This window comes from Mesorhizobium sp. WSM1497 (assembly GCF_001672455.2).
Classification (GTDB): domain Bacteria; phylum Pseudomonadota; class Alphaproteobacteria; order Rhizobiales; family Rhizobiaceae; genus Mesorhizobium; species Mesorhizobium ciceri.
Genome location: NZ_CP021070.1, coordinates 1607503 through 1629361 on the forward strand (window position 1 = coordinate 1607503; position 21859 = coordinate 1629361).

Genomic DNA, 21859 nt, shown 5'->3' on the forward strand with positions numbered 1-21859 from the left:
CCTGCCTGCAGCATGGCCTCGCACAGGAGTTGCCATGTCCGAAGCCCGCCCGCCGCTGCCGCCGTTTACCGCCGAGACCGCAGCGCAGAAGGCGCGCATGGCCGAGGATGCCTGGAATTCACGCGATCCAGCGCGGGTTGCGCTCGCCTATACAAAGGACAGCCGCTGGCGCAACCGCGCCGAGTTCCTGCAAGGGCGCGACGCCATCCAGGCCTTCCTGACGCGCAAATGGAGCCGCGAGCTCGACTACCGGCTGATCAAGGAGGTCTGGGCCTTCCACGGCAACCGCATCGCCGTGCGTTTCGCCTACGAATGGCGCGACGACAGCGGTTCATGGTTCCGCAGCTACGGCAACGAGAACTGGGAATTCGACGAACAGGGGCTGATGCGTCTGCGCATCGCCAGCATCAACGACCTGCCGATCGGCGAGGCCGATCGTAAGTATCACTGGCCGCTCGGCCGGCGGCCGGACGACCACCCGACATTGCCGGAGCTCGGCCTTTAGCATCTTGCCGCAAGGAAGCTTTCGATGAACGCGCATGCTTTCACCAGCGACGTCGCCTTCACGCCGACCGTCAAGGCGATCCAGGCCCGCAAGGGCTCACGTCAGTCCTATGCCCGCGTCGAGGAGCGTGGCGGCTGGCAGGCCGGCATCACCCCGGACCTTGCCGCCTTGATCGAAATGCAGACCAGCGTCTTCCTGTCGACCGCCAACCGCGAGGGGCAGCCCTATGTCCAGCATCGCGGCGGGCCGGCCGGCTTCCTCAAGGTGCTGGATGAACATACGATCGGCTTCGCGGATTTTTCCGGCAACCGGCAGTTCATCACGCAGGGCAATCTGGCCGACAATCCAAGGGCGTTCCTGTTCCTGATCGACTATATGCACCGCCAGCGCATCAAGCTCTGGGGCACCGCGCGCGTCGTCGAGAACGATGCCGAACTGATGGCGAAGCTGATGCCGCAAGGCTACGGAGCGCGCCCCGAGCAGGTCGTCCTGTTCACGGTCTCGGCCTGGGATGCCAACTGCCCGCAGCATATTCCACAACGGTTCGAGGCAGCCGACGTCGCGGCGGCACTCGGCGAGCGGGACAAGCGTATCGAACGCCTTGAGCAGGAGATCGCACGGCTCAGGGGAAATTCGGGCGCGGCCGCAGGGGAATAATCAGCCGCCGGCCGCGGTTTCGGCCAGCGCGATGCCGTTGGGCGTCGGCTTGACAGGCACGATGCCGCGCGCCAGCGCAAGCAGATATTTGTTGTATTCGGTGAACAGCACGCGCAATGCCCGCGGCTTGGTCAGCCAGCCGCCATTGTCGAGGTTGGAATTGACCACCGGATAGGGCTCGAGCTTGGCGCCATGCAGCAGCCTGCCCATTTCCAGCAGGCTGCGCGGCATATGATAATTGTTGGTGACGAGGATCACCGTGCCATAGGCGTGGCTCTCGACCCATTTGGCGCTTTCCTCGGCATTGCCGATCGTATCGAGCGCGGCGCGGTCGATGTCGACGCAACAGGAGAACAGATTCTTGTCGCCGCCGGTTGCCGCCTGCAGCTGGCGACGGCTGGCCGAAGGATGCACGCCGCTGATCAGCAGCCGTTCGCCCTTGCCGGACGCCAGCAGATCCATCGCGGCATCGAGGCGGGACTGGCCCCCGGTCAAGACAATGATCGCGTCTGCCCTGGCCGGATTGGCGGGCGTCGTCAGGTGACTGACCTTGTTGGCGAACCAACCGAAACCGCCGGCAAACAAAGTTGCGAGGATGAGGACGGAGAGGGCGGACAGGCGCAACGTTGCTCTTAGACGGCTCACAGCGCGGCGGTCATGCGAACGTGCAACCACCACTGGCATCTGCCCAGCCGTACCGGTCGAATCCCGCGCGTCCATCGCCATATGGTTAATCCTGAAATGCGGCCTTGGGTAGGTAAAAGACGCACTTTGCGTTACGCGAATTCTCTATTCGTGATCACCCTGTTTTATCCATGTCGTTGTCCCAAAACCCGTTCCCACTTTTGGGCGACATGAATTAACCTGCATCCGGTTGGCGGACATCGATGTCGCTGAGATAGGCAACGACGGTGGCGTGCGAGGTTGCCGCCGTCAGTCCGCCGATCACCAGCACCATCAAGACGACACCGAGATAGCCTGCCGAACCGATGGCGAAATTGCCGAACAGGGCGGTCGCCTGGTCGGCCTGCGGCGTCGCCATATTGCGCGACGACCACCAGGAAAAGACGATGAACACGAGCACTGCGGCGGCACCGCCGGCCGCCGCTCCCTTCATGCCGGTGACCAGGAAATGCCGGCGGAATTCGCGCGCGATAAAGCGTGCCTCGGCGCCGACGAAATGCAGGACTTCGATGATGTGACCGTTGCCGGCCATGGCGCCGCGCGTCGCGAACACCACGGTCAGCACGGTCGCCGACAGCATCAGCGCCAGCACGGCGATGCCGATGGTCACCGTGGTGCGGGCCATCGCCACCAGCCGGTCGACCCAAGTGCGGTGATCGTCGAGCGATGCGCTCGGCAGTTTCGGGGTGATCGCGGCGCGTATGGCGGCGAAATCGGGCGGGCTGTTCTCGTCGATGGTGACGATGATCAGTCGCGGCACCGGCAATTCGTCGATGTTGAGGCCCGAGCCCAGCCAGGGCTCAAGGAGCCGCGCGGTCGCCTCGCGGTCGATGATCCGGGTCGCCTTGACGCCGGGGAATTCGCCGGCGATCTGCGAGGCCTGGGTAAGGGCTGCTTCCATGTCGAGGCCGTCGACCGGCTTGATCTGGATCGTTGCCTCACGTGAAATCTGGTTCTCCCAGACGGACGCTGTGTCGCGCACCAGCGTCACCGCGCCGAAAGTCAGGCAGGACAGGAAGGTCATGATGGCGATGACCAGCACCAGCGCCCGGCCGGCGATGTTCTGCGCCGGCACGATCGGCGCCATCCTGCGCTGGGCGCGCGGCTTTGCTTCGGTCGCCTCGGCGTCCTGCTCCCTTTCCACAAAATGTTCGGCGGACAGTTCAGTCATAGATGTCCAGCCTTCCCCCGGCCAGGATCATGCGGCGCGCGTCGACCTGCTCCATCAAGCCGAGGTCGTGGGTGGCGATCACCACGGCGGTGCCGAGACGGTTGAGTTCGATGAACAGCCGCAGCAGGCGTCGCGCCAGCGGCGGATCGACATTGCCGGTCGGTTCGTCGGCGAGCAGGATTTCCGGCTGCTCGATCAGCGCCCGCGCGATCGCGGCGCGCTGCTTCTCGCCACCGGACAGAACCGGCGGCAGCACATGCATGCGTTCGCCCAGCCCGACCCACTTCAACAGCTCGGTGACATCGGTGCGGTAGCTCGCCTCCTCGCGCCCGCGCACGCGCAGCGGCAGCGCGACGTTCTCATAGGTGGTCATGTGGTCGAGCAGCCGAAAATCCTGGAACACCACGCCGATCCGGCGTCTGAGATGCGGCAGCTCGGTGCGGGAAATGCGGGAGCGATCCTTGCCGAAGATGGTGATCAGCCCGCGCGTCGGCTTCAGCGACATGAACAGCAGGCGCAGCAAGGTCGTCTTGCCGGCGCCCGAAGGCCCGCTGAGGAACTGGAAGGAGCGCTCCGGAATGTGCAGGGAGATGTCGCGGAGGATTTCCGGACCCATGCCATAGCGGAGGCCGACATTTTCGAAGCGAATCAATTTCGACGACCTGAAATTCGGCACGGCAGCGAGCCGGCCTGTTCTGGGTAAAGACCATCGGCCGGCATGGTTAACCGGCGGTTAATTCCTAGGCTCTTTCGACTCGTCACGAGGGCTCCGGTGGGGAAGCGTTAACCATTTGTGTTTACGCAAAAGAAACGAAAAGCGAACACGTGCTGCAATGCTGGGGCCATGATGGCTGACGATCGAACCGCGCGCCCGGTTTCCGGCGAAATCATGACCGATCCGGCGGCAATTGCCGCGGCGGACCGGTTCATGCGCGGTTCGGCCGCCGACATCATCGATGCCGATTACGTGGTGATGCCGCGCCCTGCACCTGCCGTGGAAAGCGTTTCGCCGCTGCCGCGTGCGATCGTCATGCCACCCATCGAGGGCATGGACATGCTGCGCAAGCCCGAAGCCCCGCCGGAGCGGCCGCCAGCCTCGCGCGGCGGGCCGATCTTCTGGATCGCCGGCATCGGCGCTGCCTTGGCCGCCTTCTGGGTTTCGGGCGGGCACGCGCTGGTGCGCCAGGTGCCGTTCCTGTCCAGCGCGCAAGCGTCGGCGCTCAGCATTTCGGGCGTCACGTCACGCGTCGATGCTTCCGGACCGAACCCTGCGCTGTTCGTCGATGGCGAGGCCGCCAATGACGGCGCCAAACCGGCGCAGCTGCCGCCGCTTGAAATCCGGGTGACCGGCAATGACGGGCACATCACCCGCTATACGTTGGGGACATCCGGCCGTTCGCTGGCCTCTGGCGAAAGATTCGGCTTTGCCAGCCGGCTCGACGTGCCTAGAAACGGTGTAAGAACTGTATCGGTCACCTTCGCCGAATAGCGTGTGCTGATATTCAGGTGAGACTGGCCGCAAACGGCGGTTTCCTGCGCTTCCGGTGCTCACGTACTTCAGTACGCTCCGCTCCGGTTCTCGGAAACCACCGTTTTCGACTCAGCCTGACCTGAATCTCAACACATGCTGGGCGTGAACGCGTTTAGGCAAGAAAATCAGCGGGGCGAAAAATGCCAATTGTACGCGGCAAGGACATCGAAGTCCTGTTTTCTGCATCGGCGATCGCGCGGCGCAATCTCGAACTCGCCAAGGAGATTGCCGGACACGACTACCATGACCTCCTGGTGATCTCGGTGCTGAAGGGGTCGTTCATCTTCGCCGCAGATCTCATCCGCGCCATGCACGATGTCGGCCTGTCGCCGGAGGTGGAATTCATCTTCATCTCCAGCTATGGCGCCGGCACCAGCAGCGGCGAGGTGAGGGTGCTGCGCGACATCGACAATGAGGTCGCCGGCCGCGACGTGCTGCTGATCGACGACATTCTCGAATCGGGCAAGACGCTGAGCTTCACCCGGGAGCTGATGCTGTCGCGGGGCGCCAAGAGCTGTTCGATCGCCGTGCTGCTCGACAAGCGCATGCGCCGCCAGACCGAACTCAATGCCGACTATGTCGGCTTCGACTGCCCCGACTATTTCGTCGTCGGCTACGGCATGGATGTAGCCCATGCCTTTCGCGAGTTGCCCTTTGTCGGTGTCGTCAAAGGGGATGCCTGAGCGGCAGCAAAAAGGTTTGCTGATCCTCAGCGCTTTCAGGAAAAGTCAACTTTTGGCGGCCAAATATGCCGGCCATGGCAAAGCTTCTGATCGTCGAGGACGATGAGTCCGTCCGCACCCTGGCCGCCCGCGCGCTTGAACGCGCCGGGCACACAATCGATATCGCGGCGGATGGCGCGCAGGGGCTTGCGCTGATCCAGGCCGCGCGTGGCGGCTATGATCTCGTCGTCTCCGATATCCGCATGCCGGAGATGGACGGCATCGAGATGGCGATAGCGGCGGCGACATTGTTTCCCGCCATCAAGATCGTGCTGATGACCGGCTATGCCGACCAGCGCGAGCGCGCCGAGGAATTGAACGGCATCATCCTCGATGTCGTGCAGAAGCCTTTCACGCTGGCTGAAATCCGCTCGCGCGTCGAACGGGCGCTGATCTGCTTCGCCTGATCAGGCTGGGTCGGCGGCAGCGAGCACAGGTGGAGTACTCTTGCGCCGTTCGGTGCTGAGCGCCAGCAGGCCGGCGCCGATGATCAAGGCGGCACCGATCACGGTCGTCGACCGCGGCACCTCGGCGAAGAACAGGAAACCCCACAGCGGCGACCACAGGATGCCGGTATATTCGAAGGTGGCAACGCGGTTGGCCGGCGCCATCCGGTAAGCCTGCGACAGCAGGATCATGCCGGCGGAGGCGACGAAACCGCAGGCGGCCATCTTGAGAAAATCCGGCAGCGTCGGCCAAAGCCATGGCCGTACCAGGAATTCCAGGCTGGGGTGGACGGCGTGGGTTATGCCGGCAAGGTGAAACGCGCCGGCAACCACGGCGGCGCCAACCAGATAGGCGCCGTTCTGATAGAAGGCCATCACGGTGGACGATTCGGTGTCGCCGATCTTGCGGGCCATCAGCTGCGAAAAACCATAGAGCGCCGCCGAGCCCAGCGACAGCAGCGCTGCCCAGTCGAACAGCCCTGCGCCGGGGCGCAGCATCACGAGGACGCCGAACAAGCCGATCAGCACGGTTGCCAGTGTCTGCCAGGAGACGCGCTCGCCAAGGTAGGGCCCGGCGAGCACCATGATGAACAGCGGCGCCATGAAATAAAGCGCCACCGCATCGGCAAGCGGCAAGGCGGCGATGGCCAGATAGTACATCGTATAGGAGGTGAACTGGATGAAGGCGCGCACCGTCAGCATGCCGAATCGCTTCGACAGGATCGCCCGCAAGCCAACATCAGCATGGACCAGAACGATGAGGATCGGCAGAGCGACGATCGAGCGGATCGCCATCACCTCGGTCACTGGATAACCGCTCGACACGGCTTTGACGAGCGGATCCTGCAGCGAAAAGACCAGCACGCCGAGGCACAGGCTCAGGATGCCGCCCACCATCCGATTTTGCATCTGTATCCAGGCTCCTGCGCGTACGATCCGAAGCTGCCGCCTGCGGGGTAAAAAGAACCCGCCACCGTTTCGGGCAGCGGGCACGAGTGAGGACTCTTGATTGGTCCGCGGCTGATTTCGCAGCCGCATATCCAATGGGTGAGGCGACTATCATCCGCCGTTTGACATGTTGCAAACGAATTGGAATGATGCCAGCAATCAAATTCTCTTATGACGGATTTCATGCGGCCGACCCTCGACAGCGACCTCCTGCGCACCTTCGTGGCGATTGCCGAGACCGGCAATTTCACCAAGGCGGCGGAGCAGGCCGGCCGCACCCAATCCGCGGTGTCGATGCAGATGAAGAAGCTCGAAGATCTGATCGGCGCCAGCCTGTTCGAGCGCGGTTCGCGCGGCGTCGCGTTGACGCGGCGCGGCGGCGAACTCATCGTCAACGCCCGCCGCATTGTCTCGCTGCTCGACGAGACGTCGGCATCGATGGCGGCAGCGCCGCTTGGCGGGCCGGTGCGCATCGGCATTCCGGAGGAATATGGCCACGCCATCCTGTCGCGCGCGCTCGGCGCTTTCTCGAAGCGTCATACGCAGGTCGAGGTCACCGTGCGCTATGCCCATTCCGGGGCGCAGATGGCGGCGCTCGCTGCCGGCGAGCTCGATCTGTGCGTGGTGTTCGAATGGCAGGATCCCGCCGGCGGCGAAGTGCTGATGCACGACCCGACCGTGTGGGTGACATCGTCCCTGCATCACATGCATGAGGAACAGCCGGTGCCGATCGCGCTCTACAACCGGGCCGGCTGGTGCAAGGACTTCGCCATCAAATCGTTGGAGCAGCGCGATCTTGCCTATCGTGTCGCCTATACCAGCGACACCACCGGCGGCCTCAAGCTCGCCGTCACCTCCGGACTGGCGATCGCGCCGATCTCGCGCAGCAACATTCCGGACGGCTGTCGTGAACTGACCACGGCGGACGGATTCGGCGCCATCGATTCCTCGAACGTGGTGATGCACCGCAACCCGAACGCGTCAGGCGAGGCGATCGACGGCATGCAGGATGCGATCCGCGAAGCCTTCGTCAACAGGCTCAGTCAGCCGGCGGCATCCTCGTAGAAATGCAGCCTGTTGCCGAACGGATCGACGACCGATACCTCGCGGGTCTTCCAAGGCGTCTCTTCCACGCCTGGCCTGGCGAAGCGGTAGTTTTTGCCGGTCAGCTCGCCATGAAGAGCCGTGATGTCCTCGACCTCGATGCGCAGGGCGATGCCGGGTGCACCGTCGCCATGATGTTCGCTGAGATGCAGGACGCAGCCGTCGCGGCCGATCGCCATGTAGAGCGGCGCGTCGTCGGCGAAGCGATGTTCCCACTGCACCTTGAAGTCGAGGAAGCCGACATAGAATTCACGCGCCTTGGCAATGTCGAAGATGCGCAGGATGGGTGTGACGGCGCCAAGTCTGGGCATGGTGGTGCAACCGTGCGAGAGGGTTTTCAGGTGGGATGGACGGGGGCGGCGATCCCCTTGTTTTTTCGCAATTCCGGACGGAAAACCGCTTCACACATTTCCTGGAATTGCTCTATTTCAGCTCGAGCAGCCGTTCCAGATAGCTGCGTTCGATGTCAGGGCTGAGCGCATTGCCGAGCCGCTTGCGGATCGCTTCCAGAATCTGGCGGGCGCGCTGGACGTCGATCTCGTCGGGCACCTTCACCGAATCGCCGAAATCGGGACCCTGGCTGGCGCGCGGCCGGCCGAGCGGATCGCGATCGGCGTTCTGCTGGCGGCCGCCTTCCTCGCCGCCACCCTGGTCGCCCTGCATGGCCTGCATCTGCTTCATCATGTCCTTGGCGCCCTTGCGCAGCGCTTCCAGCGCCCGGCCCTGATGGCCGACGGCCGCATCGCCTTCGCCCTCGCCGAGTGCCTGTTCGGCATTGCCCATGGACTTGCCGGCCTCGCCAAATCCTTCATTGGGCTCCATACCCATGCCTTCGAGGCCCTTCTTCAGCTGTTCGAGGTCGCTCTGCAACTGGCCCTGACCCTGCTGCAGCTGTTTCAGCGCATCGGCGAATTCCTGGGGCGTCATCGGCTTTTGCCGGGCTAGCGGATCGCGGTCTTCGCCGACGCCGGGTCTGTCCTCATCCTGGCCGCCTTCGCCGAGCTGCTCGTCACGGTTCTGCCCGCGCTGGCGCTCGCCGCGCTGCATCTGATCCATGCGGAAGGTGTCGTTCATCATCTCCTGCTGACGGCGCAGGATCTCGCCCAGCTTGTCCATCTGCTGGCGCATCTCGCTGTCCTGCTGGCCGCCTTGCTGCTGACGGCCGGCCTGCAGATTGTTCATCATGTCCTGCAGTTGCGACAGCAATTGCTGGGCCTTGTCGCGATCACCGGACTTCGCCAGGTTCTCGATCTGGTCCATCATGCGATCGATGTCGCTCTGGCGCAGTTCCTGGCCATTCTGCTGCATCTGCGGGGCGTTGGGATTTTGCTTGGCGCGCTCCGCGAATTCCTGCAGGAACTGGTTCATCGCCTCGCGCAGTTCCTTCATCGCCTTTTCGATTTCAGCGTCGCTGGCGCCATTCTTGATGGCGTCCTGCAGCGCCTGTTGCGCCTGGCGCAGCCGCTTTTCGGCGGCCGAAAGATTGCCTTCCTCGATGCCGAGCGCGATTTCCCAGAGATAGGAGACCTCGCTGCGCAATTGATCGTCGCTGTCGGCCATCTTCAGCCGGGTGCGGGCGCTCATGATGGCGAGGTAGTGGGACATGTTGTCGAAGGTGTCTTCCGGCCGCAGCGTGATGGCGTCCATCAGGTCGAGCACGCGCGGCTTGGCGTTGGCGTCGAGCGCCAGCAGGCGGCGCTGTTCGATCACGGCGCGTGCCAGCGGATTGGCGAAAGGCCGCTCCGGCATCAGCAGCGTCTTGGTTTCGCTCGATGCGGTGTGCCCGGCATCGTCGGTGGCGACCAGCGTCAGCTTGATGCTGCTGCCGGCCCAGACATGCTCGGTCAGGTCCTTCGAGGTCCTGGCGGCGTTCGACTTGCCGCCGCGGCGCGGCAGCGTCAGCGGCATTTCAGGTGCACCGTACAGTGGACGCGCATTCGGCGCCTGCGGATCGGCAAGCGCGAACACCGCCTTGGCGGTGGCGGCGCCATAGTCGTCGTCGATCTGGTAGTTGAGCTCGAAGGCGCCGTTGGCGGCGCGCTTGGGCTCGCCGACGAAGCGGATCTGCGGCGGCTTGTCCGGTACGACCGCGAAGGCCCAGCGGCCGAGCTGGTCCTCGCCCGACGTCAGCGTCAGCGTGCCGTCGCCGGTCAGCTTGCTGGTGAACTGGCGCACCTTGGACGGCGTCGCCGGGCTTGCCGGCTTGGCGGCGGCCTGCGGCGCAGCCGGGTCGATGGCGCGGGAATTGCCATTCTTGTCGGCGTAGCCGAGCGTTTCCTCGCCTGAGCCGCCCGTCACGCGCAGCGAAACGTCACTGCCTTCGGGAACCGTAAAGGTCGGGATGGCCTGGTTGGCGTCGGCGGTCAGGAAGATCGGCGGCTTGCCGGTGTAGGACGGCGGCGTCACCCAGGCGTCGATGCGCGGCGGCACGATATCGCGCGCGCCATGGGCATTGAACCCGTCGCTGATCCTGCCGCCCGTCGGCCCGAAGGAGAAGGCGAAGGCGGTAACGAGCAAAAGGGCCGCTACCGCGCGCAGGGCCCAAGGGTCGCGCTCCGGCACGCGCGTGCGCGGCAGGTCGGCGCCGAGGTTGTCGAGCTTTCCGGCCATGCGCTTCTGGTGTTCGCGCCATAGCGCCTGCGAGAAGCTGCTTTCCCGGCCGCTTGGCCGGTCGGTCTGCACCAGCACCGGGCTGTGCAACAGTTGATTGGCTGCCTCGATGCGGCGGTCGATTTCGCCGGCGCCCGGCAGGCGGAAGAAACGCAGGGGATAAAGCGCGGCCAGTGCCGCTATGGCAAAGGCAGCGACCAGGCCGATGCGCGTCATATCCGGCAGCCGGGAGAATAGCCCGAGCCAGGAGATGCTGAGGAACAGGCTGGCAACGATGACGAGGGGAAGCAGCAACGGCCAGCCGCGCTCGACCACCATCGAGACCCGCGTGGCCAGCCTGCTCAAAGCCAGCCGCCCGGCGAGGCCGCGATCGCTGCTGAAGGTGGGTCGTTGCGTCATCGGCCCTTCCTTGAGCCTATGGCATCCCGAAACCGGGATGCGGCCCTATCCCTTTGAGCATGATCTGTTCCGAAAGGGATTCCATTTTTCGGGATCACGCTGTGGAGCGGGCAGATAGCCCGACGCCTCACGACTCAAAGAATACCAGCAAACACGGCAAAGGCGAGGCGGTTCGAAAAAACGTGAAGTGGACCGTTATAGTTCCATCCTGCATCGCTTTAGAAGGCAGCAGGCCCTTTAGAAGGTAGCGGGGTCCGCATTCGCCCCGCAGACCAGCACGGCGACCCGTTCGCCCTGTGCCGGCGCATAGCGGCCCGACAGGATCGCGGCAAAGGCGGCCGCACCTCCCGGCTCGGAGATGATGCGGGTTCGGTTCCACAGCGCCTTCTGCGCGGCGACGATGTCGTCGTCGCCGACCAGGATCGAGCGTTCGACATAGGCCTCGGCGATCGGGAACATCATTTCGCCGACGCGCTTTGGCGCCAGTGAATCGGCGGCGATGCCCTCGGCCGGCGCGTCGACGGGGTGTCCGGCCTCGAAGGCGCGATGCAGCGTCGGCGCTCCTTCCGGCTCGACGGCGATGATGCGGATGCGGCCCGCGAACCAGGCAGCGATGCCGCCGATCAGACCGCCGCCGCCGACAGCGACCAGCAGCGTGTCGATCCGAGGCAAATCGGCCTCGATTTCGAGCCCAAGCGTGCCCTGGCCGACGAGCGTTTCCTCCTGGTTGAAGGCATGAATCTGCAAAGCGCCGGTCTCCTCGGCGAACCGTTCGCTGGCGGCCAGCGCTTCGGCATAGCGGGCGCCGCCGACGATCAGCTCGGCGCCATAGGAGCGGATCCGTTCCAGCTTGGCCGCCGGGCTCACTTCGGGAACGAAGATGGTCGCCTTGTGGCCAAGCCGCATGGCGGCATAGGCGACGGCCGCGCCATGGTTGCCGCCCGATGCTGCGACGACACCGGCCTTTGGGACCGCACGCTCCAGCAGGTTGGTGAAGGCGCCGCGCGCCTTGAACGAGCCGGAATGCTGCAGGCATTCGAGCTTCAGGTCGACGGCCAACGGCGGCCGATCGAAGTCGGCCATGTCGACGCGCAGCACCGGCGTGTGCCTGATATAGGGGCGGATGCGCGGTTCCATCGCGGCAATGCGCTCGCGTGTGACGGTGATGCCGTTCGTCATGATTGCTTCCTGTGACGGGTAGGTGTGTTTCCGGCGCTTCTATGCAAGCCAGTCGGGCATCGAATCCAGTCCGATCAGGTCGTCATAGGTCAGGCGTGGGCGCACGACGTGGAACCGGTCGCCGTCGACCAGCACCTCCGGAACCAGCAGACGGGTGTTGTAGGTGCCGGCCTGCACCGCGCCATAGGCGCCCGCGGTGGAGACGGCAATCATGTCGCCGGCCTTCAGCATGGGCAGATCGCGGTCCAGGCCGATATAATCGCCGGTCTCGCAGACCGGGCCGACGACGTCGACCATCATGCGCGGCGTGTCCGCCGGCGGCTGCACGACCGGACGGATATCGTGGAAGGCATCGTAGAGCGTCGGCCGGATGAGATCGTTCATGGCGGCGTCGACGACGAGGAAGTTCTTGGCGTCGCCTTCCTTTACGAAGATCACTTCCGAGACGAGGATACCGGCATTGCCTACGATCAGCCGGCCCGGCTCGAACATCACCTTCAGCCCGAGCTTGGTGACATGCTTCCTGACGATCTGGGCATAGGCATCGGGCAGCGGCGGCGGGTTGTTGTCGACGCGATAGGGGATGCCGAGGCCGCCGCCGAGGTCGATATGCTCGATGGCATGGCCGTCCGCCCGCAGCGCGCCGACCAGATCGACAAGCAGGGCGAAGGCGTCGTCGAAGGGCTGCAGCTCGGTGATCTGGCTGCCGATATGGGTGTCGATGCCGGTGATCCTGATGCCGGGAAGCTTTGCCGCGCGGGCATAGACCTGCCGCGCCCGCTGCCACGGGATGCCGAACTTGTTCTCGGCCTTGCCAGTGGAGATCTTCTTGTGGGTCCTGGCGTCGACATCGGGATTGATGCGCAGCGAGATCGGCGCCACCTTGCCAAGAGCAACGGCTCGCGCCGACAACAACTCGAGTTCAGGCTCGGACTCGACGTTGAAGCAGAGGATGCCGGCGGCAAGGGCAAAGTCCATTTCGCGCGCGGTCTTGCCGACGCCCGAAAACAGGATCTTGCCGGCCGGAATGCCGGCGGCCAGCGCCCGGCGCAATTCACCTTCCGAAACCACGTCGGCGCCGGCGCCGAGCTTCGCCAGCGTCCGCAGGACGGCCTGGTTGGAATTGGCCTTCATGGCGTAGCAGACCAGCGCGTCGAGCCCGGCAAAGGCTTGCGCAAACACCCGGTAGTGCCTGGTCAGGGTGGCCGTCGAGTAGCAGTAGAATGGCGTGCCGACCTGTGCGGCGATATCTGGTATCGCCACGTCCTCGGCATGGAGCACGCCGTCGCGGTAGTCGAAATGGTTCACGGGAGTGATTCCGGAAGTTGCGGCACGATGAGATCGGGTTGGAAGGCCCCGCTCTCGTCGGCCTAGATCAGCGGGTCGAGGATGAACTTCTTGTCCTTGACCGGTTTTTCCGGCTCCGGCGGCACGGGCTGATGGGCCTTCGAGGCATCCTTGCGCGCCTGCACGGCCGCCTCATAGGGCGTGTCGAGACCGCCCCTCCTGCCGCAGGCCGAGACGGCCGCGATCGCCACCAGCAGCGTCAGCGTCACCAAAATCCTGCTTCCGGTCATCGATCCATCCGTCCGAAACGTTTGTCAGCCGCCGCTTTTAGCCGAGTTCTCGGCGCATTGCACCCCGAGATATTGCTCGTCGCAATATCTGGCGCAACGTCCGGATATTGCTGGTCGCATGTCCGGGATATTGCTGGCGCAACATCCGGCATTACGCTTTCGCCAGTCGCTTTTTCCAGGCGCGGATCTGCTTCCTCACTTCCGACGGCGCGGTGCCGCCGAAACTGGTGCGGCTCTTGACCGAGTTCTGCACCGCCAGCACTGAGAATATGTCGGCCGTGATGCCGGGATCGATCGACTGCAGATCCTCCAGCGAAAGCTTCTCCAGCCCCACCTTCTTGTCTTCGGCCAGCGCCACCGCCCGGCCGGTGACATGATGCGCCTCTCGGAACGGCAGGCCGAGCGTGCGCACCAGCCAGTCGGCAAGGTCGGTTGCTGTCGCGTGGCCGGAGCCGGCGGCCTTCTTCATCGCGGCTGCGTTGACCGTCATGTCCGAGACCATGCCGGTCATCGCCGCCAGCATCAGGTCGAGCGTCTCGGCGGCGTCGAACACCGATTCCTTGTCTTCCTGCATGTCCTTGCCATAGGTCAAAGGCATGCCCTTCATCACCGTCAGCAGGCCGACCAGATGGCCGGTGATGCGGCCGGTCTTGCCGCGCACCAGTTCGGCGGCATCGGGATTCTTCTTCTGCGGCATGATCGACGAGCCGGTGGAAAACGAGTCCGACAGCCTGACGAAGCCGAATTGCGGCGTCGACCAGATGATGATCTCTTCGGCCAGCCGCGACAGATGCGTGGCGCAGATCGCGGCAAGAGCGAGGAACTCGAGCGCGAAATCGCGATCCGAGACGCTGTCGAGCGAATTGCGCATCGGCTCGCGGAAGCCGAGCCCCTTGGCGGTCCGGTGGCGGTCGATCGGGAAGCTTGTGCCGGCAAGTGCGGCGGCACCGAGCGGGCTTTCATCCATCCGTTCGATCGCATCGCGTACGCGCGACAGGTCGCGCGAAAACATCTCGACATAGGCCATGCAGTGATGGCCGAAGGTCACCGGCTGGGCCGCCTGCATATGGGTGAAGCCCGGCATCACGGTCGCCGCATGCTCCTCGGCCCGCTCCAGCAACGTCTCAATCAACCCCTTCAACGCCTCGGCGACGCGAAAGCACTCCTCCTTGACCCAGAGCCGCAAATCGACCGCGACCTGATCGTTGCGCGAGCGGGCGGTGTGCAGGCGGCCGGCCGCCGGGCCGATCAGATCGGCAAGGCGCGCCTCGATGTTCATGTGGATGTCTTCGAGCCGCGTCGAGAACTCGAAGCTGCCGGCCTCGATCTCTCTCAGGATCGTGTTCAGCCCGTCAGCGATTTTTTCTTGATCGGCCGCCGAAATAATGCCCGTTTGCGCCAGCATCTCGCTATGGGCGATCGAGCCTTTGATGTCCTGCGCATAGAGTTTGCGGTCGAAGGAGATAGACGCGTTGATCGCTTCCATGATGGCGGCCGGACCCGAGGCAAAACGTCCGCCCCACATCTGGTTGCTGGTTTTCTTATCGCTCATGGCTATAACCCGTGCTTCGGAGCAGTTTTGAGAAAATGGCAGACGGTAGTAGATTCTTCCCGGCCCCGCGCCTGATCCTCGCCGCCTTGGTGGCGGGCGCGCTGGCGGGCGCGGTCGCGGTATATGTCAGCGAGAGCCGGTCTGGCAACAATGCACCGGCACAAGCTGCCGTGGGTGAGAGCAAGGACGACGTGGCCTGCGCGGCCAAGAGCGACCGCGCCAAGAAGGTCGCGGCTTCGGCCACCGGTGAGGTCGCGGCACTTTTGCCCGCCGATCCGCCACAATCCCTGAAGAGCCTTGCCTTCAACGGTCCGGACGGCAAGCCGATGACGATTGCCGATCATGCCGGCAAGACGGTGCTGCTCAATCTGTGGGCGACATGGTGCGCGCCGTGCCGTGCCGAAATGCCGGCGCTCGATGCGCTGCAGAAGGAAAAGGGCAGCGACGCCTTTCAAGTGATCGCCGTCAATGTCGATGCCGGCGACGATGTGAAGCCGAAGAAGTTCCTCAGCGATACCGGCGTCGCGACGCTTGGCTATTACCGGGATTCGACGATGGCGCTGTTCAACGACCTCAAGAAGCGCGGCCTGGCGCTAGGCCTTCCTGTCACCATGCTGGTCGACGGCGAGGGCTGCCTGATCGCCCATATGAACGGCCCGGCCGAATGGTCGGGGCCGGACGCCAGGCGGCTGGTCGAGACGGCACTCAAGCCCGAGAGCCTCTAGTCTAGCGTGTGGCTAGCGCAGGTGCCGGTGCGAAGGCCAGAACGCTTCTGTCGCGCAAGGTAGCGGGTTTGCTGCCGACAGCGGGTGCGACGACACCGGTCAGCTCGCCGAATTCTTCGATGAGAGCTGGCCTGCCGATATAATAGCCCTGGCCGATCTCGCAGGCTTCGGCGTCCAGGAATTTCAGTTCGCCGAGCGTCTCGACCCCCTCCGCCAGAACCGGCAGGCCGAGACCACGTCCAAGTCCCAGGACGGCGCGCACGATCGCCGCGACCTGGCCGTTCTTGTCGACCGACTTGATGAAGGAGCCATCGATCTTGATCTTGTCGAAGGGGAAGGCGCGGAGGTTGGAGAGCGAGGAATAGCCGGTTCCAAAATCGTCCATGGCCACGCGCACGCCCAGCGCCTTGACCTGCCGCAAGGTGGCCAGCGCCCGCGGCATGTCCTTGACAAGCGCCGTCTCGGTGATCTCAAGCTCGAGCCTGCCGGGCGCCAGGCCGGAATTCAGCAATGTTTCGTGGACCTTGCGGCTGAAATTCGTGTTGTGGAGCTGCACCGCCGAAACGTTGACGGCCACTGTCAGCGGATTTTCCCAGCGGGCGGCTTCCTCGCAGGCAGCCGTCAGCACCCATTCGCCAATCTGGCCAATGGCGCCGCTGTCTTCGGCCACCGGGATGAATATGGCCGGCGACACGTCGCCGCGCGTCGGATGCCGCCAGCGGACCAACGCTTCGAAGCCGACCATCTTTCCGCTGCTGATCTCTTTCTGCGGCTGGTAGACGAGATAGAACTCCTGGCGTGCGACCGCCTGGCGCAGTTCGTGCTCCATGACGCGCTTGTCGCGGGCCTCGGCCCCCATCGATGCTTCGAAATAACGGTAAGTGTCCTTGCCTTCGGTCTTGGCCCGGTAGAGTGCCGTATCGGCGTGGCTTATCAGGCTGGCCTGGTTTTCGGCATCCGACGGATACAGCGCAATGCCGATGCTTGCCGACACAAGGCCGCCGCCGACCGAGAGCCGGTTTTCCTCGCGCATGGCTGTCAGCACGGCGTTGGCGATACGGCCCGCCTCCAACGGGTCGGCCAGGTTCGGCGCGATGATGGCGAACTCATCGCCGCCCAGCCGCGCCACCATCTGCCCTTGACGAAGGATACCGGTCGCGCACTGCGCAACCTTCTGCAGCATGGCGTCGCCTGCGCCGTGCCCATACAGGTCGTTGACCTCCTTGAACCGGTCGAGATCAAGCAGCAGAAGCGCAAGCTGGCCGCCTTTCCTGGTCCGGACCATCGCAGCGATTTCCGTCTCCAGCCGGCCGGAAAAGCTGCGGCGATTGGCCAGTCCGGTCAATGGATCGAAATGGGCAAGCCGCAGGATCTCCTGTTCCGCCTTCTTGCGCTCGCGAATGTCGCGGACCGCGACCACGTTGTGCGGTTTGCCACAGTAGTCGATGCTCCTGGCGATCAGCTCGACAGGAATGCTCGTGCCATCGCGACCGCTCAATTCGGCCTCCTGCGGCTGTTCGCCGAAGCCCGACATATCGGATCCGAAGAGATCGCCAAGCTGCATTCCGTTCAGCGTCGCTGTTGCGATGCCCGTCAGTGCCGCAATACTGTCATTGGCACTGATGATGCGGTTGCCGTCGCAGACGATCAGCCCCTCCACGGCGGCATTGGCCAGGCCGTGCATGCGGTCGACCTCGAGCTTCTGGCGACGGAAGCGTAAATCGATCCACAGCGCCGATGCCGACAGAACCAGGATCACCAGTGTGGCGGCGGCGGCGGCGAAAGCCTGCGAGGTCGGCTCGATCGTGTATTCGGATATGACGATCGAGGGGTCGGGGAAGATCGAGACGGCACCCATACCGATGAAATGCAGGGTGCAGATCGCCAGCGTCAGCAGCACCGCGCCGCCGGATGTCGCCTTCAAGGAGGGGCGGCGCTGCACGACACGCAGCGCCAGCGCCGCGAGCGTTACGCCGGCCAGCAGGGAAACGGCGACAAGCAAGAGGTTCCACTCGATACGGCCCTGAACCTCGAACGCCGCCATGCCGATGTAGTGCATGGCTGCGATACCGCCGCCCAGCACGGCGCCGCCGACGAGATGATAGTCGAACTCATCCCGCAAGGTGGCGATCCACATGCCGGCTGCCGTCAAAGTGACCGAAGCAGCGAGCGAAAGCACGGAGAGTGCCGGATCATAAGCACTGGGTATGCCCGGTGTGAATGCGAGCATGGCGATGAAGTGCGTTGCCCAGATGCCAAAGCCGGTCGAAGTGGCCGCGATCATCAGCCAGGCAAGCCGGTTCCGATCTGTGGAACGGCTTATGTGCTGAAGCAGGTTGACAGCAGAGAAGCAGGAAATTCCGCAGATCAGCGCGGCGAGTGCGACCAGTCTCAGATCATGTTCGTTGACGATACAATTGTAGACCGTCAGCATTTATTTCACCTGATCTTTGGAAATAAACAGGGCAGCAGGATTGAGTAGCGCGTTGCCGTTGAGGGATCGATAAAGTCGGCTGCAACCTTGGCGTGTCTCTTCGGGTTGCTGCGGCTGCAATCAGGGCTGACACGCCGAAAGCCAGCTTGACGGTCCCGACGGTGCTTCCTGGCGCGCTTGTCGTCGCGCTAAGCCGGCTAACCGTATCGCTCTCCATGCCTCCAAGCGGAGGCGAGCGTTGCGTCAGGTAAAGGGTGAAGTTCGTCGATCTGCAACAAAACCGTTGTCTGATTGTCATGAGCGACACATATTGCCTTCGCGGGAGTGCCCCCTTTCGCCAATGACAAACGGGAGATGAAACATGAAGTCCTTCGGCTTCGCGGCCGGTGTTGCCGCTACCTTTATGACGCTTTCCTCAACCTCCGCTTTTGCCGTCACGCAGATCAGTTGGTGGCACGCCATGACTGGCGCCAATGCCGAAGTCGTCGACAAGATCTCCAAAGATTTCAATGCCAGCCAGAGCGACTATGAGCTCGTTCCGGTGTTCAAAGGCACGTATCCCGAGACGCTGAATGCCGGCATTGCCGCCTACCGCGCGGGCCAGGCGCCAGACATCATCCAGGTGTTCGACGTCGGCACCGGCGTGATGATGGCGGCCGAAGGTGCCATCAAGCCCGCAGCCGATGTGTTGACCAGCGCTGGAATGACCTTCGACAAGCGCCAGTATCTGCCAGGCATAGTCGGCTATTATTCGAAGCCGGACGGCACCATGCTCTCCTTCCCCTACAACTCCTCCTCGCCGATCCTTTATTACAACAAGGATATCTTCAAGAAGGCTGGTCTCGACGTCGATAGCCCACCCAAGACCTGGAATGAAGTGTGGGAAGACGCCAAGAAGATCAAGGCGAGCGGCGCGGCCGCCTGCGGCTACACCTCGACCTGGCTGACCTGGATACATCTGGAGAATTTCGCGGCCTGGAATGACGTGTCATGGGCCACCCAGCAGAACGGTCTGGCCGGCGGCGATGTCGAGCTCAAGATCAACGCGCCGATTTTCGTCAACCATTTCCAGGCGCTGGCGGACCTCGCCAAGGACGGCACCTTCAAATATGGCGGCCGCACCTCCGAAGCCAAGCAGATCTTCCTTGCGGGCGAATGCGGGATCATGACCGAATCGTCCGGCGGACTTGGCGATATCGTCAAGTCCGGCATGAATTACGGCATTGGCCAATTGCCGTATGACAGCGACGCCAAGGGTGCGCCGCAGAACACGACGCCGGGTGGCGCCAGCCTGTGGGTTTTCGCGGACAAATCCGATGAGGAATACAAGGGCGTCGCGGCCTTCTTCGCCTACCTGTCGAAGACCGAGGTGCAAGAATACCTGCACCAGAAGTCGGGTTATCTGCCGGTAACGCTGGCGGCTTATGAAGCGACCAAGAAGTCCGGTTTCTATGACAAGAATGTCGGCCGCGAGACCCCGATCCTGCAGATGACGGGTAAGACGCCGACCGACAATTCCAAGGGCGTACGTCTGCCGAATCTGCCGCAGGTGCGCGATATCCAGAACGAGGAGTTCGAGAAGATGCTCGCCGGCCAGCAGACCGCGCAGCAGGCGCTCGACAATGCGGTTACGCGTGGCAATGCCGCGATCAAGGAAGCGCTGGGGAATTAGAGCGAGCGCAGGTCCTTGCTCTACGGCGAACCCATCTGTCCCGCCGGGCATCTCCCCTCGTGAGGGGAGTTTTGCCGTGCTTTGCGATTTCGCCAATGGTCGATGATGCCCAGTCCGAAACGCTCATCAAAGCCATCTTGGCGGAGAGGGGTGCCGCATGGTGCCCCCCGCCTCATCACCTCGGAGTGGCTCCGTGACCCCTCGCGTCGTGTTCCCCAACAAGGTCCTTCCCTACCTGCTTGTGGCGCCGCAACTGGCCATCACGCTCGTTTTTTTCTACTGGCCGGCCGGTCAGGCGTTCTACCAATCCATGCTCAGGCAGGATCCGTTCGGGCTGAGGACCAAGTTCGTCTGGTTCGCCAATTTCAGGAAAGTGCTTGCCGATCCGGCCTACCTGAACTCGATCAAGGTCACGGTGGTGTTTTCCCTTGCGACCGCTATCGTCGCCATGTGCGTGGCGCTCCTGCTGGCGGTCATGGCAGAGAAGGTGGTGCGCGGCAAAGGTCTCTACCGCACGCTCTTGATCTGGCCCTACGCGGTGGCGCCGGCGATTGCCGGTATGCTGTGGCTATTCCTCTTCAACCCTTCGATCGGGTCGCTGGCCTACATGCTGAGGAGTTTCGGCATCGCCTGGGATCCACTGCTCAATGGCACCCACGCCATGATCCTGCTGGTGTCCGCCGCTGCCTGGAAGCAGATCAGCTACAATTTCCTGTTCTTCGTCGCCGGCCTGCAGGCGGTGCCGAAAGCCTTGATCGAGGCGGCGGCCATGGACGGCGCCGGCGAGACCAAGCGATTCTGGACCATCGTCTTCCCGCTGCTTGCGCCGACGACCTTCTTCCTGCTGGTCGTCAACACCGTCTATGCCCTGTTCGACACGTTCGGCATCGTCCATGCCGTCACCGGGGGCGGTCCGGGCAAGACGACTGAGACGCTGGTCTACAAGGTCTACAATGACGGCTTCGTCAATCTGATCCTCGGTGACTCGGCGGCGCAGTCGGTCATCCTGATGATCATCGTCATCTCGCTCACCGCCATCCAGTTCCGCTATGTGGAACGCAAAGTCCATTACGGCTGAGGGCGAGCGATGATCGGCCAGTCACCGCTCCGCACCGTCATCGCCCACGCCATGCTGATCCTCGGCATATTGATCGTCGCCTTCCCGATCTACTACACGTTCGTTGCCTCGACGCAGACGCTGCAAACGATCCTCAGGCCGCCATTGCCGCTCCTGCCCGGCGATCAGTTCTGGAACAATTACAGCGAGGCATTGTTCGGCGGTGTCGGCCGCATCGGCGGCGTCAGCGTCGGCAGGCTGCTGCTCAACACGACGATCATGGCGCTCGGCATCGCGGTGGGAAAGATATTCATCTCGATCCTGTCTGCCTATGCGATCGTGTTCTTCCGCTTTCCGCTGCGCATGACCTTCTTCTGGCTGATCTTCATCACCCTGATGCTCCCCGTCGAGGTGCGCATCCTGCCAACCTACAAGGTGATGGTCGATCTCGGCATGATCGACACTTATGCGGGCCTGATCATCCCGCTGATCGCCTCGGCCACCGCCACGCTGCTGTTCCGCCAGTTCTTCATGACGATTCCTGGCGAATTGGTTGAGGCGGCGCGGGTCGACGGTGCGGGGCCGTGGCGCTTCTTCTTCGATATCCTGTTGCCGCTGTCGCGGACAAATATCGCGGCGCTGTTCGTCATCCTCTTCATTTATGGCTGGACACAGTATCTGTGGCCGTTGCTCGTCACCAACAGCAGCAACATGAACACGATCGTCATCGCGCTCAGAAAGATGGTCTCCTTCGCCGATGCCGATACGCAATGGCACCTGGTCATGGTTACAGCGATGCTGGCCATCGTGCCGCCGATCCTGGTCGTGGTGCTGATGCAACGCTGGTTCGTTCGCGGCCTGGTCGATTCCGAAAAGTGAGAAGCTG

At 63.4% G+C, this 21859-nt stretch carries 21 protein-coding genes; 10 read left to right on the forward strand and 11 right to left on the reverse strand.

Annotated features, from left to right (window positions below; genetic code table 11):
* Positions 1-34: 34 nt before the first annotated feature.
* Together A9K65_RS07895 and A9K65_RS07900 are read left to right on the forward strand one after the other, a co-directional pair.
* Entirely contained in the window at positions 35-505 is a 471-nt protein-coding gene (locus A9K65_RS07895) for a DUF1348 family protein (protein ID WP_064993068.1), read from the forward strand.
* A 24-nt stretch (positions 506-529) separates the two neighbouring features.
* On the forward strand, positions 530-1162 hold the full coding sequence (locus A9K65_RS07900; protein WP_064993067.1) for a pyridoxamine 5'-phosphate oxidase family protein: 633 nt from the start codon (positions 530-532) through the stop codon (positions 1160-1162).
* On the opposite strand, the gene A9K65_RS07905 is transcribed toward A9K65_RS07900, so the two are convergent.
* The 3 genes from A9K65_RS07905 to ftsE all read right to left on the reverse strand — a co-directional run bounded on the left by A9K65_RS07905 (position 1163) and on the right by ftsE (position 3669).
* Positions 1163-1888: a YdcF family protein gene (locus A9K65_RS07905; RefSeq protein WP_024503762.1), complete on the reverse strand. Its 726-nt coding sequence runs from the start codon at positions 1886-1888 to the stop codon at positions 1163-1165. It abuts the gene before it with no gap.
* 133 nt (positions 1889-2021) lie between these two features.
* Positions 2022-3017: an ABC transporter permease gene (locus A9K65_RS07910; RefSeq protein ID WP_013529399.1), complete on the reverse strand. Its 996-nt coding sequence runs from the start codon at positions 3015-3017 to the stop codon at positions 2022-2024.
* Positions 3010-3669 (reverse strand): cell division ATP-binding protein FtsE, encoded by a 660-nt coding sequence (ftsE, locus tag A9K65_RS07915; RefSeq protein ID WP_010911739.1) that lies wholly within the window; start codon positions 3667-3669, stop codon positions 3010-3012. Before ftsE ends, A9K65_RS07910 begins: the two co-directional genes overlap by 8 nt.
* 192 nt (positions 3670-3861) lie before the next feature.
* Here ftsE and A9K65_RS07920 point away from each other — a divergent pair, with 192 nt between their 5' ends.
* The 3 genes from A9K65_RS07920 (at position 3862) to A9K65_RS07930 (ending at position 5677) form a co-directional block, all read left to right on the forward strand.
* Positions 3862-4506 carry a hypothetical protein gene (locus A9K65_RS07920; protein WP_013529400.1) on the forward strand — a complete coding sequence of 215 codons (645 nt, stop codon included), beginning with the start codon at positions 3862-3864 and terminating at the stop codon, positions 4504-4506.
* A 182-nt stretch (positions 4507-4688) separates the two neighbouring features.
* On the forward strand, positions 4689-5231 hold the full coding sequence (gene hpt / locus A9K65_RS07925) for a hypoxanthine phosphoribosyltransferase (RefSeq protein WP_013529401.1): 543 nt from the start codon (positions 4689-4691) through the stop codon (positions 5229-5231).
* A 74-nt stretch (positions 5232-5305) separates the two neighbouring features.
* On the forward strand, positions 5306-5677 hold the full coding sequence (locus tag A9K65_RS07930) for a response regulator (protein ID WP_063170346.1): 372 nt from the start codon (positions 5306-5308) through the stop codon (positions 5675-5677).
* On the opposite strand, the gene A9K65_RS07935 is transcribed toward A9K65_RS07930, so the two are convergent.
* Positions 5678-6625 (reverse strand): DMT family transporter, encoded by a 948-nt coding sequence (locus tag A9K65_RS07935; RefSeq protein ID WP_024503766.1) that lies wholly within the window; start codon positions 6623-6625, stop codon positions 5678-5680.
* Positions 6626-6847: 222 nt separating this feature from the next.
* Between A9K65_RS07935 and A9K65_RS07940 the strand changes: the two genes are divergently transcribed.
* A complete protein-coding gene (locus A9K65_RS07940) occupies positions 6848-7729 on the forward strand; it encodes a LysR family transcriptional regulator (RefSeq protein WP_024503767.1) in 882 nt (293 codons plus the stop codon).
* Here the strand turns inward: A9K65_RS07940 and A9K65_RS07945 are convergent.
* From A9K65_RS07945 to argH, 6 genes are all read right to left on the reverse strand, one after another.
* Positions 7708-8079 carry a glyoxalase superfamily protein gene (locus A9K65_RS07945; protein ID WP_064993066.1) on the reverse strand — a complete coding sequence of 124 codons (372 nt, stop codon included), beginning with the start codon at positions 8077-8079 and terminating at the stop codon, positions 7708-7710. The genes A9K65_RS07940 and A9K65_RS07945 overlap by 22 nt on opposite strands.
* 112 nt (positions 8080-8191) lie before the next feature.
* Positions 8192-10777: a TIGR02302 family protein gene (locus tag A9K65_RS07950; protein ID WP_064993065.1), complete on the reverse strand. Its 2586-nt coding sequence runs from the start codon at positions 10775-10777 to the stop codon at positions 8192-8194.
* A 237-nt stretch (positions 10778-11014) separates the two neighbouring features.
* Positions 11015-11956 carry a threonine/serine dehydratase gene (locus A9K65_RS07955; protein ID WP_064993064.1) on the reverse strand — a complete coding sequence of 314 codons (942 nt, stop codon included), beginning with the start codon at positions 11954-11956 and terminating at the stop codon, positions 11015-11017.
* A 39-nt stretch (positions 11957-11995) separates the two neighbouring features.
* Complete coding sequence (lysA, locus tag A9K65_RS07960; protein ID WP_064993063.1) at positions 11996-13264, reverse strand: diaminopimelate decarboxylase; 1269 nt, start codon at positions 13262-13264, stop codon at positions 11996-11998.
* Positions 13265-13326: 62 nt separating this feature from the next.
* Entirely contained in the window at positions 13327-13533 is a 207-nt protein-coding gene (locus A9K65_RS07965) for a lipoprotein (protein ID WP_013529409.1), read from the reverse strand.
* Positions 13534-13684: 151 nt separating this feature from the next.
* Entirely contained in the window at positions 13685-15085 is a 1401-nt protein-coding gene (argH, locus tag A9K65_RS07970) for an argininosuccinate lyase (protein WP_064993062.1), read from the reverse strand.
* 35 nt (positions 15086-15120) lie between these two features.
* Between argH and A9K65_RS07975 the strand changes: the two genes are divergently transcribed.
* Positions 15121-15810 carry a TlpA disulfide reductase family protein gene (locus tag A9K65_RS07975; protein ID WP_063169085.1) on the forward strand — a complete coding sequence of 230 codons (690 nt, stop codon included), beginning with the start codon at positions 15121-15123 and terminating at the stop codon, positions 15808-15810.
* A 1-nt stretch (position 15811) separates the two neighbouring features.
* Here the strand turns inward: A9K65_RS07975 and A9K65_RS07980 are convergent, their stop codons facing one another.
* The gene (locus tag A9K65_RS07980; protein WP_064993061.1) at positions 15812-18244 is read right to left on the reverse strand and encodes an EAL domain-containing protein; all 2433 of its coding nucleotides are present in this window, start codon (positions 18242-18244) and stop codon (positions 15812-15814) included.
* A 361-nt stretch (positions 18245-18605) separates the two neighbouring features.
* Here A9K65_RS07980 and ugpB point away from each other — a divergent pair, with 361 nt between their 5' ends.
* The 3 genes from ugpB to ugpE all read left to right on the forward strand — a co-directional run bounded on the left by ugpB (position 18606) and on the right by ugpE (position 21852).
* Complete coding sequence (gene ugpB, locus A9K65_RS07985) at positions 18606-19916, forward strand: sn-glycerol-3-phosphate ABC transporter substrate-binding protein UgpB (protein ID WP_064993060.1); 1311 nt, start codon at positions 18606-18608, stop codon at positions 19914-19916.
* A gap of 157 nt (positions 19917-20073) precedes the next feature.
* Positions 20074-20994: a sn-glycerol-3-phosphate ABC transporter permease UgpA gene (ugpA, locus tag A9K65_RS07990; protein ID WP_050580468.1), complete on the forward strand. Its 921-nt coding sequence runs from the start codon at positions 20074-20076 to the stop codon at positions 20992-20994.
* Between the two features lie 9 nt (positions 20995-21003).
* On the forward strand, positions 21004-21852 hold the full coding sequence (ugpE, locus tag A9K65_RS07995; protein ID WP_013529415.1) for a sn-glycerol-3-phosphate ABC transporter permease UgpE: 849 nt from the start codon (positions 21004-21006) through the stop codon (positions 21850-21852).
* Positions 21853-21859: the final 7 nt, after the last annotated feature.

Excerpts from the sequence above, each read along its gene's own strand:
- A9K65_RS07895 (WP_064993068.1), top strand. The coding sequence starts at position 35 with ATGTCCGAAGCCCGCCCGCCGCTGCCGCCGTTTACCGCCGAGACCGCA.
- A9K65_RS07900 (WP_064993067.1), top strand. The coding sequence starts at position 530 with ATGAACGCGCATGCTTTCACCAGCGACGTCGCCTTCACGCCGACCGTC.
- A9K65_RS07905 (WP_024503762.1), bottom strand. The coding sequence starts at position 1,888 with ATGGCGATGGACGCGCGGGATTCGACCGGTACGGCTGGGCAGATGCCA.
- A9K65_RS07910 (WP_013529399.1), bottom strand. The coding sequence starts at position 3,017 with ATGACTGAACTGTCCGCCGAACATTTTGTGGAAAGGGAGCAGGACGCC.
- A9K65_RS07920 (WP_013529400.1), top strand. The coding sequence starts at position 3,862 with ATGATGGCTGACGATCGAACCGCGCGCCCGGTTTCCGGCGAAATCATG.
- hpt (WP_013529401.1), top strand. The coding sequence starts at position 4,689 with ATGCCAATTGTACGCGGCAAGGACATCGAAGTCCTGTTTTCTGCATCG.
- A9K65_RS07930 (WP_063170346.1), top strand. The coding sequence starts at position 5,306 with ATGGCAAAGCTTCTGATCGTCGAGGACGATGAGTCCGTCCGCACCCTG.
- A9K65_RS07935 (WP_024503766.1), bottom strand. The coding sequence starts at position 6,625 with ATGCAAAATCGGATGGTGGGCGGCATCCTGAGCCTGTGCCTCGGCGTG.
- A9K65_RS07940 (WP_024503767.1), top strand. The coding sequence starts at position 6,848 with ATGCGGCCGACCCTCGACAGCGACCTCCTGCGCACCTTCGTGGCGATT.
- A9K65_RS07945 (WP_064993066.1), bottom strand. The coding sequence starts at position 8,079 with ATGCCCAGACTTGGCGCCGTCACACCCATCCTGCGCATCTTCGACATT.
- A9K65_RS07950 (WP_064993065.1), bottom strand. The coding sequence starts at position 10,777 with ATGACGCAACGACCCACCTTCAGCAGCGATCGCGGCCTCGCCGGGCGG.
- A9K65_RS07955 (WP_064993064.1), bottom strand. The coding sequence starts at position 11,956 with ATGACGAACGGCATCACCGTCACACGCGAGCGCATTGCCGCGATGGAA.
- A9K65_RS07965 (WP_013529409.1), bottom strand. The coding sequence starts at position 13,533 with ATGACCGGAAGCAGGATTTTGGTGACGCTGACGCTGCTGGTGGCGATC.
- argH (WP_064993062.1), bottom strand. The coding sequence starts at position 15,085 with ATGAGCGATAAGAAAACCAGCAACCAGATGTGGGGCGGACGTTTTGCC.
- A9K65_RS07975 (WP_063169085.1), top strand. The coding sequence starts at position 15,121 with ATGGCAGACGGTAGTAGATTCTTCCCGGCCCCGCGCCTGATCCTCGCC.
- A9K65_RS07980 (WP_064993061.1), bottom strand. The coding sequence starts at position 18,244 with ATGCTGACGGTCTACAATTGTATCGTCAACGAACATGATCTGAGACTG.
- ugpB (WP_064993060.1), top strand. The coding sequence starts at position 18,606 with ATGAAGTCCTTCGGCTTCGCGGCCGGTGTTGCCGCTACCTTTATGACG.
- ugpA (WP_050580468.1), top strand. The coding sequence starts at position 20,074 with ATGGTGCCCCCCGCCTCATCACCTCGGAGTGGCTCCGTGACCCCTCGC.
- ugpE (WP_013529415.1), top strand. The coding sequence starts at position 21,004 with ATGATCGGCCAGTCACCGCTCCGCACCGTCATCGCCCACGCCATGCTG.